A 14018-nucleotide genomic window follows, 5' to 3' on the forward strand; every position below is an offset into this window, starting at 1 on the left:
AAAAATCCCTGCGGGCAGAATCCCTTAAGGCTCGCCGGGCACGAAAACCGCACCCGAACGTGTACGCCGCACACAAAGGACTCTAAGGGATCAAAACTGCCGCACGAGATGTCGTACCCGACAGGCTAGACGCTACAATATGGCGTGACTCTGGCGCAAGAGTCCGCGCCTATGCGTCCACATGTTCCGACATTTAGGGATTGCAATCGGGCTTTTCCACCACACCGGAAAACTGCGGATTACCGGCACTTTGCAGCGCAGCCTGGCGGCTTCGTGGCGATTGACAGCACCCGCCGCGCGCATAGAATGCCTTCACGTGCCGCCCTGCAAAGGCGGCACGTTTTGTTTTCGCTGGATGAGCTCCAGCCGCGTGTCTGCATCGCTGCACGCCGCCGGGGCTTGTCTGAAAGGCTTGTCTGAACCCTTCAGTGATCGCCATGACCGACCGCGCCACGTCGCATCTGCTTCCCGTTTTTGCCAGGGCCGATCTCGGCTTCGAACGCGGCGAAGGCTGTTGGCTGATCTCGACCAAAGGCGAGCGTTATCTCGACTTCACCTCCGGCGTCGCGGTGAACGCGCTCGGCCATGCCCATCCGCATCTGGTGAAGGCGCTGCAGGAACAGGCGACGAAGCTCTGGCACATGTCGAACCTGTTCAAGAGCCCGGACGGCGAGAAGCTTGCCGCGCGGCTGTGCGAGCAGAGTTTTGCGGACTTCGTGTTCTTCTGCAATTCCGGCGCGGAAGCGATGGAGGGCGTGATCAAGGTCGTGCGTCACTATCACTTCTCGAAGGGGCATCCGGAGCGCTACCGCATCATCACCTTCGAAGGCGCCTTCCATGGCCGCACGCTCGCGACACTCGCAGCGACCGGCGCTGCTAAATATCTCGAGGGCTTCGGTCCGCCGATGGACGGCTTCGACCAGGTGCCGCATGGCGATATCGAAGCGGTGAAACGCGCGATCGGTCCAGAGACCGCGGGCATTCTGATCGAGCCGGTGCAGGGCGAGGGCGGCGTGCGCTCCGCGCCGCCGGCTTTCTTCAAGGCGCTGCGCCAGCTTTGCGACGAGCATGGCCTATTGCTCGCGTTCGACGAGGTGCAGACCGGCATGGGCCGCACCGGCGATCTCTTCGCCTACAAGCGTATCGGGGTCACCCCTGACGTGATGTCGCTGGCCAAGGCGCTCGGCGGCGGCTTTCCGATCGGCGCCTTCCTTGCGACCGCGGAAGCCGCCTCCGGCATGACGGCGGGTTCGCATGGCTCGACCTTCGGCGGCAATCCGCTCGCGGTCGCGGCCGCCGGCGCCGTGCTCGATGTGATGCTGAAGCCCGGCTTCTTCGATCACGTGCAGAAGATGTCGCTCCTGCTCAAGCAGAAGCTCGCCTCCGCGGTTGACCGCTATCCGTCCATTCTCGCCGACGTGCGCGGCGAGGGGCTTCTGATCGGCGTCAAGGCCGTGGTGCCCTCGGGCGACCTCGTCAACGCCCTGCGCGAGCAGAAGCTGCTCACAGTCGGCGCCGGCGATAATGTGGTGCGCTTCCTCGCGCCGCTGATCGTCAGCGAGGCCGAGATCGAGCACGCCATCGGTTGTCTGGAGCGCGCCTGCACCGCGCTCTCAAGCGGACCTTCGAAGAAGGCAGCGGGATGATGAGCAAGGCGCCCCGTCACTTCCTCGACATCAACGAAATGTCGCTCAACGAGCTGCGCGCCATGCTGGCCGCCGGCGCCGCCATGAAGGCGAGACTGAAGGCGCATGAGCGGGCCACGAAGCCGCTCGAAGGCAAGACGCTGGCGATGATCTTCGAGCGTCCTTCGACCCGCACGCGAGTGTCGTTCGACGTCGGCATGCGCCAGCTTGGCGGTGAATCGATCATGCTCACCGGCGCCGAGATGCAGCTCGGCCGTGGCGAGACCATCGCCGACACTGCGCGCGTGCTGTCGCGCTATGTCGATGCGATCATGATCCGCATCCTCAACCACGATGCGCTCTTGGAGCTCGCCGCGCATGCCACCGTCCCCGTGATCAACGGGCTGACGCGCCGCTCGCATCCCTGCCAGGTGATGGCCGACCTGATGACGTTCGAGGAGCGTCGCGGTTCGATCGAGGGCAAGACCGTGGCCTGGACCGGTGACGACAACAACGTGCTGGCGTCATGGGCGCATGCCGCCGAGCGTTTCAAGTTCGCCCTCAATATCGCGACGCCGCCGCAGCTCGCGCCGAACAAGGCGATGCGCGACTGGATCAAGGCGACCCAGGCGCCGATCGTGCTCGGCAACGACCCCGAGGAGGCCGTGCGCGGCGCCGACTGCGTCGTCACCGACACCTGGGTGTCGATGGGCGACAAGGACGGCGAGCACCGGCACAATCTGCTCCGGCCCTATCAGGTCAATGCCAAGCTGATGTCGCTGGCCAAGCCCGATGCTTTGTTCATGCATTGCCTGCCGGCGCATCGCGGCGAGGAAGTCACCGACGAGGTGATCGACGGTCCGCAATCGGTGGTGTTCGACGAGGCCGAGAACCGCCTGCATGCGCAAAAGGGCATTCTGGCCTGGTGTTTTGACGCGGTCGCGTAAGCGCGCCGCCAAGATAGCTGTCGTCCCGGCCAAGCGAAGCGCGAGCCGGGATCCATAACCACCGATGTGAGTTGTTGCATCAAGCTGCGGCCCCAGCTTTTCACAATGCTCACATCGGTGGTTATGGATCCCTGCTTTCGCAGGGATGACGGCTAACAACGATAGATGTGAACCCCTTTCGTTTCGCCTCTCAAGACCCCAGATAGAGCGCCATGGTTTCACAATCCCCCGACATCAAGATCACGGAAACACCGACCCGGGCGCCATCGGCCGTGCCGGTCGACGACGCGGTGCTGCCATTCGAGGTCGATGCACTCGATCTGCGTGGGCGGCTGACGCGGCTCGGTCCCGCCCTCGACGACATCCTGCACAAGCATGATTATCCGCCTGCGGTCGGCAAATTGCTCGGCGAGGCGATCGTGCTGACGACGCTGCTCGGTTCATCCCTGAAGTTCGACGGCCGTTTCATCCTGCAGACCCGGACCGACGGCCCGGTCTCGTTCCTGATCGTCGATTTCAAGGCGCCCGATCGGCTGCGCGCCTATGCGCGCTACGATGCGACAAGATTGCAGGACGGGCTCGACTCCGGCGCGCTGCTCGGCAAGGGCCATCTCGCGATGACCATCGACCAGGGGCCGGACATGAGCCGCTATCAGGGCCTGGTCGCGCTCCATGGCGGCAGCCTCGAGGACGCAGCTCATGAGTATTTCCTGCGCTCGGAGCAGATCCCGACGCGCGTGCGCCTTGCAGTCGGCGAGGAATGGCGCGGCGGCGACGGCGGCAAGGTTCGCTGGCGCGCCGGCGGCATGCTGCTGCAGTTCCTGCCGAAGGCGCCGGAGCGCGCGCGGCAGGCCGATCTGCACCCCGGCGATGCGCCCGAAGGAACGGCCGCCCATGAGGTTCCGGAAGACGATGCCTGGGTCGAGGGGCAGTCGCTGATCGGAACGGTCGAGGACGTCGAACTGCTCGATCCGGATCTGTCGGGCGAGCGGCTATTGTACCGCCTGTTCCACGAGCGCGGCGTGCGCGTGTTCACGCCTCTGCCGCTGCGCGCGCAATGCTCCTGCTCGCGCGAGGCGGTGTCCTCGATGCTGAAAAGCTTTACGGCGAAGGACCGCGCCGACATGGTGAAGGACGGCAAGGTCGTCGTCACCTGCGAGTTCTGCTCGTCGGTGTACGAATTCACGCCGGAAGAGGCCGGGGTGGAGTAGGGCGCTCGCACGTGGAATCGTAGGGTGGGCAAAGCGAAGCGTGCCCACCATTTCGAGCGGAGTGTTGATGGTGGGCACGGCGCAAGAGCGCCTTTGCCCACCCTACGATTGTCGTTGAAGGGATGGATCACCGGGTCAAGCCCGGCGATGACGAGCGCGAGCGCTCGTCAATTCAACACCCTCTTCCCGTCCGGGCTGTCCAGCGAAAATGTCGGCACGTCGATCTCGAACCGTTCGCCGCTTTCGCTCACCATCTGGTAGCGCCCGCTCATGAAGCCGGATTCAGTCGGCAGCGGCACGCCCGAAGTGTATTCGAAGCGCTCGCCCGGCGCGAGCACCGGCTGCTCGCCGACCACGCCCTCGCCGCGCACTTCCTGCTGGCGGCCGGTGGCGTCGGTGATGAGCCAGTATCGGGTGCGCAGTTGCACCGTCTCGGTGCCGGAATTGGTGATGACGATGGTGTAGGACCAGAAATATTGCCGGTTTTCAGTCGACGAACGTTCCGGCAGGAAGTTCGGCTCGACGGTGACTTCGATGTCGCGGGTGACGGCGCGGTACACTTTTCCAGTCTCCTCAACTCGCATCATAGCCAATAAGTCCGTCGGAACCAATCGTCGCACTTGGTGACGAAGTTGGGCGGTTTCTGTTTTTCATCCCCGTTTGACCATAGTTCCGCTCTAAAGGCGCGAGCATCCGCGTCAATCCCGTATCTTGTCCGCAAGTGGCGGGCGGATATTATCCTTTTGAGTCGGGGCAGCGCAAAACTTCGCACGGTCATGGTGCCCGATGACGTCGATTGCCGATCCAATTTCCGGAACGCAGCTTGCCGACGCCAAGGACGCGAGCGCAGCGGTCGCCGCCGCGCCCGCGATCACGATGCCCGCGACCTCCGAGCGCGAATTGCGGCTGGATTTGTTCCGCGGGCTCGCGCTGTGGCTGATCTTCATCGACCATTTGCCGACGAACATTCTGACCTGGCTCACGATCCGCAATTACGGCTTCTCCGACGCGACCGAGATTTTCATCTTCATCTCCGGCTACACCGCGGCCTTCGTCTATGGCCGTGCGATGCTTCAGGCCGGCTTCGTGGTGGCGACCGCGCGCATCCTGCGCCGCGTCTGGCAGATTTATGTCGCCCACGTGTTCCTGTTCACGATCTTTCTTGCGGAAATCTCCTACGTCGCCACCCGCTTCGAGAACCCGCTCTACACCGAAGAGATGGGGATCATGGATTTCCTCAAGCAGCCCGATGTCACCATCGTGCAGGCGCTGCTGTTGCGCTTCCGTCCCGTCAACATGGACGTGCTGCCGCTCTACATCGTGCTGATGCTGTTCCTGCCCTTGATCCTGTGGCTGATGAAATGGCGCACCGACGTGACGCTGGCGCTCTCGGCCGGCCTCTACGTCCTGACCTGGCATTTCGACCTCTATCTCAGCGCCTATCCGAACGGCGTCTGGGCGTTCAATCCGTTCGCCTGGCAATTATTGTTCGTGTTCGGCGCCTGGTGCGCGCTCGGCGGCGCAAGAAGGATGTCGCGCATCCTGGCCTCCCCGATCACGCTCTGGATCTGCATTGTCTATCTGTTCGCGGCGTTCCTGGTCACGCTGTCCTGGTATCTGCCGCAGCTCGGCCACATCGTGCCGCGCCGCATCGAGCAGTGGATGTATCCGATCAACAAGACCGATCTGGACGTGTTGCGCTTTGCCCATTTCCTGGCGCTCGCGGCCATCACCGTCCGCGTCCTGCCCCGGGATTGGCCGGGCCTGAAATCGCCCTGGCTGCGACCTTTGATCCTCTGCGGCCAGCACTCCCTTGAGATATTCTGCCTTGGTGTGTTCCTGGCATTTGCCGGGCATTTCATCTTGGCCGAGGTGTCCGGCGGCGCCGGAATGCACTTCCTGGTCAGCGTCACCGGGATTGTCATCATGTGCGCCATGGCGTGGGTGATTTCGTGGTACAAACACTCCGCCGACAAAGGTGCCGCGCGATACAAGAGCGCCGGCGGCAATGCCGACCTGGCGGGAGGGGCGGTATGAAGTCCGGCTTATGGACTATGCTAGGCCTGACATTGCTGGCCGTTTATCTGTCGGCGGCCCCGGCACGCGCCGGCGATCCCGAGCAGATCTGCGACGTGCCGGCCAATCTGCTGGCCACCGAAAGCTCGTTGCGCAAGGTCGCCGAGGCGGTGCGAAGCGGCCAACCCCTGAACGTGCTGGTGGTCGGCAGCCGCTCCTCCACGATTCCTTCTTCCGAGGCCAGCGCCTACCCGGCAAAGTTGCAGGCGGCGCTGAAGGAAAGCCTGCCCAGCACGACCGTTAACCTGTCCGTAGAACTGCAGGGCGCCAAAACCACGGGGGATACAGCCGACACCCTTGTTAAGCTGGTGGAAGCAAAAAGGCCTACTTTGGTGATCTGGCAGACGGGAACCGTCGATGCCATCCGAGCTACCGATCCCGACGACTTTCGCAGCGCTCTGGATGCGGGAATTGGTGCATTGCAACAGGCGGGAACCGACGTGGTTCTGGTCAATCTTCAGTACAGCCCCCGCACCGAAAGCATGATTTCCGGATCACCATACCTAGATAATATGCGGGTGTCGGCGCACGAACATGATGTCCCGCTGTTTGATCGTTTCGCCATCATGCATCACTGGAACGATGCTGGTGATTTCGACCTGTTCAGCTCCGCCCACGGCGTGGAATTGGCCAAGCGGGTGCATGCCTGTCTCGGCCGTGCGCTGTCGAAATTCGTGATCGACGCGGCCCACCTCGGACCGGCGCAGCAGAACTAAAGGGAACCAGCGTTAATGAGGACCTACCGCCCTTTTTGCCGAAGCACATGGCTGGTGGCGGCCGCCGCCGTCACGGCGTCCATGCTTGTGACCTCGCCGCTGCACGCGCAAGTTGCGCAAGGTGACCAGCATGCCGCGCTGACTGACGGCGCGAAATCCCACCCCCCATCCGACAAATCGGGACCATCCACGCCGGCCATTTCGTCCGGTGCTGCGGCCGCCGCCGAGGCTGATGCCCAGAAGGGCATCGCCGGCAAGGCGATCGACAAGGTGAAGGAGGTCGCGAAGTCGGCCAGCGACATCTTCCGTCGCGTGCCCTGCCTGCCGCCGAAGGGCGTCTCGAAAACGATGGGCTCGCTGCCCCATGTCGCGAGCAAGCTTGCCGCGGGCCAGCCGGTCACCATCATCGCGTTCGGCTCGTCCTCGACCCAGGGCTATGGTTCTTCGGCGCCGGAATTCACCTATCCAAACCGGCTCGCGGCGCAATTGCACCGGCAGTATCCCGGCGCCGACATCCGCGTCGTCAACCGCGGCCGGGGCGGCGAGGACGCGCCGGAGATGATGCAGCGGCTGCAGACCGAGGTGATCGACGCCCACCCGGACCTCGTGATCTGGCAAGTCGGCACCAATGCCGTGCTGCGCAATCTCGACCCCGGCGAGACCGAAAAAATGGTCGAGGATGGCGTGACGCGCATCCAGTCGGCTGGCGCCGACGTCGTGCTGGTCGATCCCCAATATTCGCCGCGCGTCACCGAGCGTGCCGCTAGCGCCAACAAGATGATCCGGCTGCTCAACCGCATCGCCGAGCTCCGCCATGTCAGCATCTTCCCGCGTTTTGAAGTGATGCGCGACTGGCATGAGAAACAGTCGATCCCGATCGACAGCTTCGTGATCGCCGACGGCCTGCACATGAACGATTGGGGCTATGCCTGCTTCGCCCAGTTGCTCGGCGACGACATCATCAAGTCGGTCGGTCAGATCAAGCTCGGCGTCAACGTGCCGGCGGATGTGCGGACGTATCGGCCGATGTAAGGCTGAAAGCGAATGGAGAGTGGCGAATAGGGCTGACCCTACTCGCCACGCGCCATTCGCCTGAATCACACCGTCTCCAGCGCCTGGGCAAAATCCTCGATCAAATCGTCGGCGTGCTCGAGGCCGGCGGAGAAACGAATAAAACCTTCGCTGATGCCGAGCTCGGCGCGCGCGTCCGGCCCCAGGCGCTGATGCGTCGTGGTGGCGGGGTGGGTGACGAGGCTCTTGGCGTCGCCGAGATTGTTGGAGATGCGCGAGATCTTGAGCCCGTTGAGGCAGCGGAATGCGCCGGCCTTGCCGCCCTTCACCTCGAACCCGATCAGGGTCGATCCCGACCGCATCTGCTTCTTCACGGTGGCTGCCTGCGGATGATCGGCGCGGCCCGGATAGATGAGCCGCGTGATCTTCGGATGGCTTGCGAGCGCATCCGCGATCTTCGCTGCCGTCTCGGTCTGCGCCCGGACGCGCACCGCCAAGGTCTCCAGCCCCTTCAGCAGTATCCACGCATTGAACGGCGACATCGACGGCCCGGTCTGGCGCAGGAAGTTATGGATATGCTCGGTGATGAACGCCTCGGAGGAGAGGATGATGCCGCCGAGGCACCGTCCCTGGCCGTCGATATGCTTGGTCGCGGAATAGACCACGACGTCGGCGCCGAGCGACAGCGGGCTCTGCCAGATCGGAGTGGCGAACACATTGTCGACGATCAGCCGTGCGCCGCCCTGATGCGCGATCTCGGCAATCGCGCCGATGTCGAGCACGTCGAGCGTCGGATTGGTCGGGCTCTCGAGGAAGCAGGTCTTCGTGTTCGGCCGGATCGCCTTTTTCCACTGGTCGAGGTCGAGCCCGTCGACCAGCGTCGACTGGATGCCGTAGCGCGGCAAGAGGTCCTCCACGACGTAGCGGCATGAGCCGAACATCGCTTTCGAGGCCACCACGTGATCGCCGGCCTTCAGCGGCGCGAGGATCGCAGTCGTCACCGCCGCCATGCCGGTCGCGGTCGCGCGCGCAGCTTCCGCGCCCTCGAGCTCGATCATGCGGCGCTCGAACATCGAGACGTCGGGGTTGGAGAAGCGCGAATAGAGGAAGCCGGGATCCTCGCCCTTGAATCGCGCCTCGCATTCCTCGGCCGTGGCGTAGACGAACCCTTGGGTCAGGAATATTGCTTCGGACGTCTCGCCAAATTGTGAGCGTAGCGTTCCGGAATGAACCAGCCGGGTTTCGGGGCGGTAGCGTGTAGCTGCAGACATTAGGACCTCCAACGTGACCATTTTCGTCCTTGGGAAAATGGTCACAAAAAAACCGGCCTGAAGGGCCGGGATCGCTGAGGTCCCCGGCCTGTTTAGCGACTTATTTAACGTGGCTGCAAGCCGGCCGGCTCAAATCACCACGGGATAAGTCATGCTGATATTCGTTCCCGCCCTTTCCGTCAAGGCGGGCATCGGCTAACCGATAAAATCCATTTTTTGGGCCTTTTATGGCTCTAAGCCGTCTTGAGGGACCGCGTCTGTGTCGTTCGTACTGCAAGACGATGCCAATGGGATCCTGCCCGACCGCATGATCGCGGCGATGGCGGACGCGGGCCTGATCCTGCCGGTCTATCCCTTTGTGGAGAGCCAGATCCAGCCCGCGAGCCTCGATCTTCGCCTCGGCGACATCGCCTATCGCGTGCGCGCGAGCTTTCTGCCCGGTCCCGACGCCACCGTTGCCGAGCGCATCGACGAGCTCAAGTTGCACGAGATCGATCTCGCCGACGACGCGGTGCTGGAGACCAATTGCGTCTACATCGTGCCGCTGCTCGAGAGCCTCGCGCTGCCGCCGGAGATCGTCGCAGCTGCGAACCCGAAGAGTTCGACCGGGCGGCTCGATGTCTTCACCCGCGTGATCGCCGACGGCACGCGCCGTTTCGACATGATCGGTGCCGGCTATCACGGCCCGCTCTATGCCGAGATCAGCCCCAAGACGTTTCCGATCCTGGTGCGCGAGGGCTCGCGGCTGTCCCAGGTGCGCTTCCGCACCGGCGATGCCATCCTCAGCGCCAACGAGCTCGATGCGCTGCATGACGCCGAACGCCTGGTCGATATCGACGATGCCGATCTCACCAATGGCGTCGCGGTTTCGGTTGATCTCTCGGGCGAGAATTCCGGCGGCTTCGTCGGCTATCGCGCCAAGCGCCACACCGGCGTGGTCGATGTCGATCGCCGCGGTGGTTATCCGGTCGATGATTTCTGGGAGCCGATCCGCGCGCGCCCCGACGGCAGCCTGATCCTCGATCCCGGCGAGTTCTATATCCTCGCCTCGAAGGAAGCCGTGCAGGTGCCGCCGGACTATGCCGCCGAGATGGTGCCGTTCGATCCCTTGGTCGGTGAATTCCGCGTGCACTATGCCGGCTTCTTCGATCCCGGCTTCGGCTATGCCGGCGCCGGCGGGCAGGGCGCCCGCGCCGTGCTGGAAGTGCGCTCGCGCGAGGTGCCGTTCATCCTCGAGCACGGCCAGATCGTCGGCCGCCTGGTCTATGAGAAGATGCTGGCCCGGCCCGATGCGATGTACGGCCAGCGCATCGGCTCGAACTACCAGGCCCAGGGCCTGAAGCTCTCGAAGCATTTCAGGGTGTGATCGCGAAATCTCCTGTTGCTCATTTGGTACGGTTAGCCTGAATCACAGATTACATTCCTTGTGACCACCATAACGACACAAAGACGTCGTGGCCTATCTCAGGGGGCGACGGCTTGATGGGTGGTCGGTGGACTACACTGTAACCTGTTTCGGGGTCATTGCGGCTTGGCTCGCCTTCAATGGACTTGTTGCCATTGCACTGACCTATTGCTCTCCGGGTGAGCGCCTTTGGCGCCGTCAGCCATCAGAACCTGTCGACCGCGGTCGTAGCCGCCACCCTTCGGAAGGGGAAACGACAATCTTGATCGTGTTCGAGGCCGCGTAGCGCTCGCTTGGTCTCACATGACGCGGGGTTGTGGCCTCGACGCATCGACAGTGCCGGAAATGTTCCCCTGCGGTCGAATCCTTTTGACTGATCAGGGACGAGATCATCCCCTAAAGGCATGTTTGATGCAGTAATTTCATGTCTGATTATATTGAGCGTCGGTATTCTCATAGCCCACGCTATCGACGCACTTCGACCCTAGCGGCCGGATGTCGTCGCCGGACATTTGAGGTATGCTCGGCACATGCAGGATCGCGACACCCTGTTCGACGCCTTGCGCCGCTCGGCCGACCCGGTCGTGGTCGATGCCGTCGATAATCTCGTCCAGAACGGCCGTGACGAGGAACTCGCGCGGCTCAATGCCGTGGCCTTCGCTGCCGGCAGCGGCCTGGACGAGGAAAAGGTCATCGCGGCCCTTCTGCACGCATCGCGGCTTGGGCTGTTCGAGATGTCCTGGAACATTCTATGTCCGAGCTGCGGCGGCATCCTCGGCGCCAACGCCACGTTGCGGAGCGTGCAGAAGGAGGACTACCATTGCGCGTTCTGCGGGGTGGCGAGCGAGCCGGTGCTGGACGAAACGGTGGAGGTCAGCTTCACGGTCAGCCCACGGATTCGCCGCATCGCCGCCCACTCTCCGGACGAACTCGGCTTCTGGGACTATCACCGGCAGGTCTTTTTCGGGACGGGGGTCGTCTCCCCCAGGCCGGACGCGTTCGCCGAGCTCGCCAGTAAGGCTGTGTTGGAGACGATCGAGCTGCACGCCGGCGAACGGATGATTCTGGCTCTGCAACTTCCGGCGCAGCCCGTGATCGTCTTCGACCCGGTGACCCATAGTGCCCATTTGATCGAGACCTCAGGCGAACCGACGGCGGAACGCCGCGAGCTCTCGATGATCTTCATGAACGCCCCTACCGGCCTCAGCCGCATCACCCTGTCTCCGGGTCCATTGCGTCTTCTGCTGGATAACCGAACGGAGCGCCGGATTCTGGTCGGCGTCTATGTGACGGGCCCGGAGCTGGAGCGGCTGATCGGCGGCCGGCGCCCATTCCTTACCGCCAAGCGATTGCTGACGAACCAGACATTCCGCGACCTCTATCGGACCGAGACCCTCGACGTCGAGCAGCGGCTCAAGATCATGAGCCTGACGTTCCTGTTCACGGACCTGAAGGGGTCGACCGACCTGTACGATCGGGTCGGCGATCTCGTCGCCTATGATCTGGTGCGCTCGCACTTCCAGATCCTGAACGAAATCGTGGCGTCTGAATCCGGCGCCGTGGTCAAGACCATCGGTGACGCCGTAATGGCGACCTTCCCGGTGCCGCACCGCGCCGTCTCCGCCGCCCTCAAGATGCGCGATTCGATGCGAGCGCTGAATGTCCGGCGGGGCGCGGAGGAACTGATCCTGAAGATCGGGATTCACGAGGGGCCCTGCCTTGCCGTGAACCTGAACGACCGGCAGGATTACTTCGGCCAGACGGTGAACATCGCATCGCGGGTGCAGGCTTTGGCCACAGGCGACAGCATCTTCGCCACCCAGGCGGTGGTGCAGGATCCGGAATCGGCCCGACTCATTTCGTCGCGCGGGGTGGATCCCCAACCTCAGGTGATGACGCTCCGCGGTGTCGGCGAGCGCATGCCCATCTTCGCGATAAGCTGACCAGAGCACTTTAGCCCGGTTGGCCGCCAGCGGCGACATGGCCCTTTCCGTTGCGGCCGGGGACCGACGTCGGACGGGCTTCACAGATTAAAAGCCTGCCGGCTTGCCTTTCTGGTTCGGCGAAACACAGTTCTGGCAGATATTCAGTTTGCGCCTGAGCTGATCGTCATCAGCCCGCTGGCGCGCTGCTTCTTCCTCCCAGTTCGTGGATTTTGACGCCGAGCCTTGCGCCGTTTCGTCCTTCCGCTTGCGGGTCGTCCGTTGCTGCGGAAGAGAAGGGATGGCTTCCGTTGGAGGCTGATAGAAGCCGTCTATATCGGTGGGGCCCAACGAGCCCTGCTGGGCATAGCAGCGGTTGCCAGATTGGCAGAATACCGCGGCCAACAGTAGGCCAGCATAGATGAGCTTCATAGACTCCCCTCCGGCACAATAAGGACCACCGGGCCGTGGCGGCAGCGATGCTCTTATAGCAGCAGTTTCTCAAGTCCCGTCGATGCGCGCGATAGATTATGGCCGGCATCGGACCGGGCCCCGGCGACCCGCGCGGCCTTGGGCCCGGGGAGTCGCGCAAAATCTGTCTTGGAAACGACCGTCAAGGAATTTGGCGAACTCCGTCAGCCCTGGCGAGAGCCCGCCGCGATCACATTGGCGGGCCGCTCCAGTCGAAGCGACAAGTTGAAATTTGAGGATTGGCCAAGCTTTGCACGGCCGACCATTCCTCGTTCAACCGCCTTTCGACAAACCCACGCTCAAGATCCGTAAGATTGGTCCCCAGCAGCCGTCGGTATCGGCTGATGTTGCTGTCATGGGCCCGCAGACGGGCGACTCTCTCGTCGGTCATCGAGCATCCATATGCAAAAGAAATCAATTTTGAGGCTACCAAAATACCGTCGTTGCTTGACGCCTTTATGAAGCTTTCAATCAGCTCGCTCTGAGCGTTCGGCAATTCACAAAACTCCGCCGCCGGGCTCGAAATGCAGTCTCCCGGCGGCGTTTGCCTCAATTGGTGCCCTTGCAAGTACGATCAGGGCCCGTTGCAGTCACCCGCTGGCGATGCGGGGTGGCCGCTCACGCGTTGGCGCCGCCGTCGATGGTAAGCTCGGTGCCGTTGATCGAGCGCCCCTCCGGCCCAGCGACGAATGCGACCAGCGCTGCGACGTCCTCTGCCTTGCCGTAGCGGGGGATCGCCATCCGGGCCCGCTGGGCGGCCGCCTGCTCGCCTTCGGCGGGATTCATGTCGGTGTCGGTCGAGCCCGGATGCACGATGTTGACCGTGATGCCGCGGCCGCCGAGATCGCGCGCCAGGCCCTTTGTCCACGCGATCAGCGCGGATTTGCTCATCGAGTAGAGACTCATGCCGGGACCGGGCACCTGGGTCGCCAGATTGCTGCCGATCGAGATGATGCGGCCGCCTTCGCCCATGTGCGCTGCCGCCGCCTGAGATCCGACCACCACAGCGCGGACGTTGACCGCGAGTGTCGCATCGATGTCTTCGAGGCTGAGTTCGTCGATCGGTCCGCCCCTGAAGATGCCGGCATTGTTGACGAGGATATCGAGACCGCCGAGCGCCTCGGCGGCTTGATCCACGGCCGCCTTGACCGCAGCGGCGTTGGCGCTGTCGGCCTTGATCGCAAATCCGCGCCGGCCCAAACGCTCGATCTCGGCGACTACCGCCTGCGCCTTGTCGGCCGAACGTTCATAGGTGATCGCAACGTTCGCGCCATCGGCGGCGAGCCGCCTTGCGATCGCGGCGCCAATCCCGCGGCTCGCGCCCGTCACCAACGCCCGCTTTCCCTGCAATGCGCTCATGTTC

The 14018-nt window shown here is 63.3% G+C and carries 13 protein-coding genes and 1 riboswitch; of the genes, 8 read left to right on the forward strand and 5 right to left on the reverse strand.

Annotated features, from left to right (window positions below):
• Nucleotides 1-437 precede the first annotated feature (437 nt).
• From AC5ZG5_RS00465 to AC5ZG5_RS00475, 3 genes are all read left to right on the forward strand, one after another.
• The gene (locus tag AC5ZG5_RS00465) at nucleotides 438-1646 is read left to right on the forward strand and encodes an aspartate aminotransferase family protein (RefSeq protein ID WP_456640682.1); all 1209 of its coding nucleotides are present in this window, start codon (nucleotides 438-440) and stop codon (nucleotides 1644-1646) included.
• On the forward strand, nucleotides 1646-2572 hold the full coding sequence (gene argF / locus AC5ZG5_RS00470; RefSeq protein WP_028163457.1) for an ornithine carbamoyltransferase: 927 nt from the start codon (nucleotides 1646-1648) through the stop codon (nucleotides 2570-2572). The genes AC5ZG5_RS00465 and argF overlap by 1 nt, the downstream gene beginning before the upstream one ends.
• Before the next feature lie 212 nt (nucleotides 2573-2784).
• Entirely contained in the window at nucleotides 2785-3783 is a 999-nt protein-coding gene (locus tag AC5ZG5_RS00475) for an Hsp33 family molecular chaperone (protein WP_456640683.1), read from the forward strand.
• 167 nt (nucleotides 3784-3950) lie between these two features.
• Here the strand turns inward: AC5ZG5_RS00475 and apaG are convergent, their stop codons facing one another.
• Nucleotides 3951-4343, reverse strand: coding sequence for a Co2+/Mg2+ efflux facilitator ApaG/CorD (gene apaG, locus AC5ZG5_RS00480; protein WP_028163459.1), 393 nt, complete (start codon nucleotides 4341-4343; stop codon nucleotides 3951-3953).
• Between the two features lie 226 nt (nucleotides 4344-4569).
• Here apaG and AC5ZG5_RS00485 point away from each other — a divergent pair, with 226 nt between their 5' ends.
• The 3 genes from AC5ZG5_RS00485 to AC5ZG5_RS00495 are packed head-to-tail and all read left to right on the forward strand — an operon-like array spanning nucleotide 4570 to nucleotide 7607.
• Nucleotides 4570-5820, forward strand: coding sequence for an OpgC domain-containing protein (locus AC5ZG5_RS00485; RefSeq protein WP_130229009.1), 1251 nt, complete (start codon nucleotides 4570-4572; stop codon nucleotides 5818-5820).
• On the forward strand, nucleotides 5817-6575 hold the full coding sequence (locus AC5ZG5_RS00490) for an SGNH/GDSL hydrolase family protein (protein WP_130229010.1): 759 nt from the start codon (nucleotides 5817-5819) through the stop codon (nucleotides 6573-6575). The genes AC5ZG5_RS00485 and AC5ZG5_RS00490 overlap by 4 nt, the downstream gene beginning before the upstream one ends.
• A gap of 15 nt (nucleotides 6576-6590) precedes the next feature.
• A complete protein-coding gene (locus AC5ZG5_RS00495; protein WP_456640684.1) occupies nucleotides 6591-7607 on the forward strand; it encodes an SGNH/GDSL hydrolase family protein in 1017 nt (338 codons plus the stop codon).
• A gap of 65 nt (nucleotides 7608-7672) precedes the next feature.
• On the opposite strand, the gene AC5ZG5_RS00500 is transcribed toward AC5ZG5_RS00495, so the two are convergent.
• Nucleotides 7673-8857, reverse strand: a complete 1185-nt coding sequence (locus AC5ZG5_RS00500) for an O-succinylhomoserine sulfhydrylase (protein WP_456640685.1) — start codon at nucleotides 8855-8857, stop codon at nucleotides 7673-7675.
• 71 nt (nucleotides 8858-8928) lie between these two features.
• Nucleotides 8929-9008, reverse strand: a riboswitch (SAM riboswitch).
• Nucleotides 9009-9164: 156 nt separating this feature from the next.
• Between AC5ZG5_RS00500 and AC5ZG5_RS00505 the strand changes: the two genes are divergently transcribed.
• Nucleotides 9165-10223 (forward strand): 2'-deoxycytidine 5'-triphosphate deaminase, encoded by a 1059-nt coding sequence (locus AC5ZG5_RS00505; protein WP_456641005.1) that lies wholly within the window; start codon nucleotides 9165-9167, stop codon nucleotides 10221-10223.
• 569 nt (nucleotides 10224-10792) lie between these two features.
• Nucleotides 10793-12205, forward strand: coding sequence for an adenylate/guanylate cyclase domain-containing protein (locus AC5ZG5_RS00510; protein WP_456640686.1), 1413 nt, complete (start codon nucleotides 10793-10795; stop codon nucleotides 12203-12205).
• A gap of 87 nt (nucleotides 12206-12292) precedes the next feature.
• On the opposite strand, the gene AC5ZG5_RS00515 is transcribed toward AC5ZG5_RS00510, so the two are convergent.
• The 3 genes from AC5ZG5_RS00515 to AC5ZG5_RS00525 form a co-directional block, all read right to left on the reverse strand.
• Complete coding sequence (locus tag AC5ZG5_RS00515) at nucleotides 12293-12616, reverse strand: hypothetical protein (protein WP_456640687.1); 324 nt, start codon at nucleotides 12614-12616, stop codon at nucleotides 12293-12295.
• Nucleotides 12617-12845: 229 nt separating this feature from the next.
• Nucleotides 12846-13151, reverse strand: a complete 306-nt coding sequence (locus AC5ZG5_RS00520; RefSeq protein ID WP_456640688.1) for a hypothetical protein — start codon at nucleotides 13149-13151, stop codon at nucleotides 12846-12848.
• Between the two features lie 122 nt (nucleotides 13152-13273).
• Entirely contained in the window at nucleotides 13274-14014 is a 741-nt protein-coding gene (locus AC5ZG5_RS00525; protein ID WP_456640689.1) for an SDR family NAD(P)-dependent oxidoreductase, read from the reverse strand.
• Between the last annotated feature and the right edge of the window lie 4 nt (nucleotides 14015-14018).

Source organism: Bradyrhizobium sp. Ses1, from assembly GCF_059512365.1.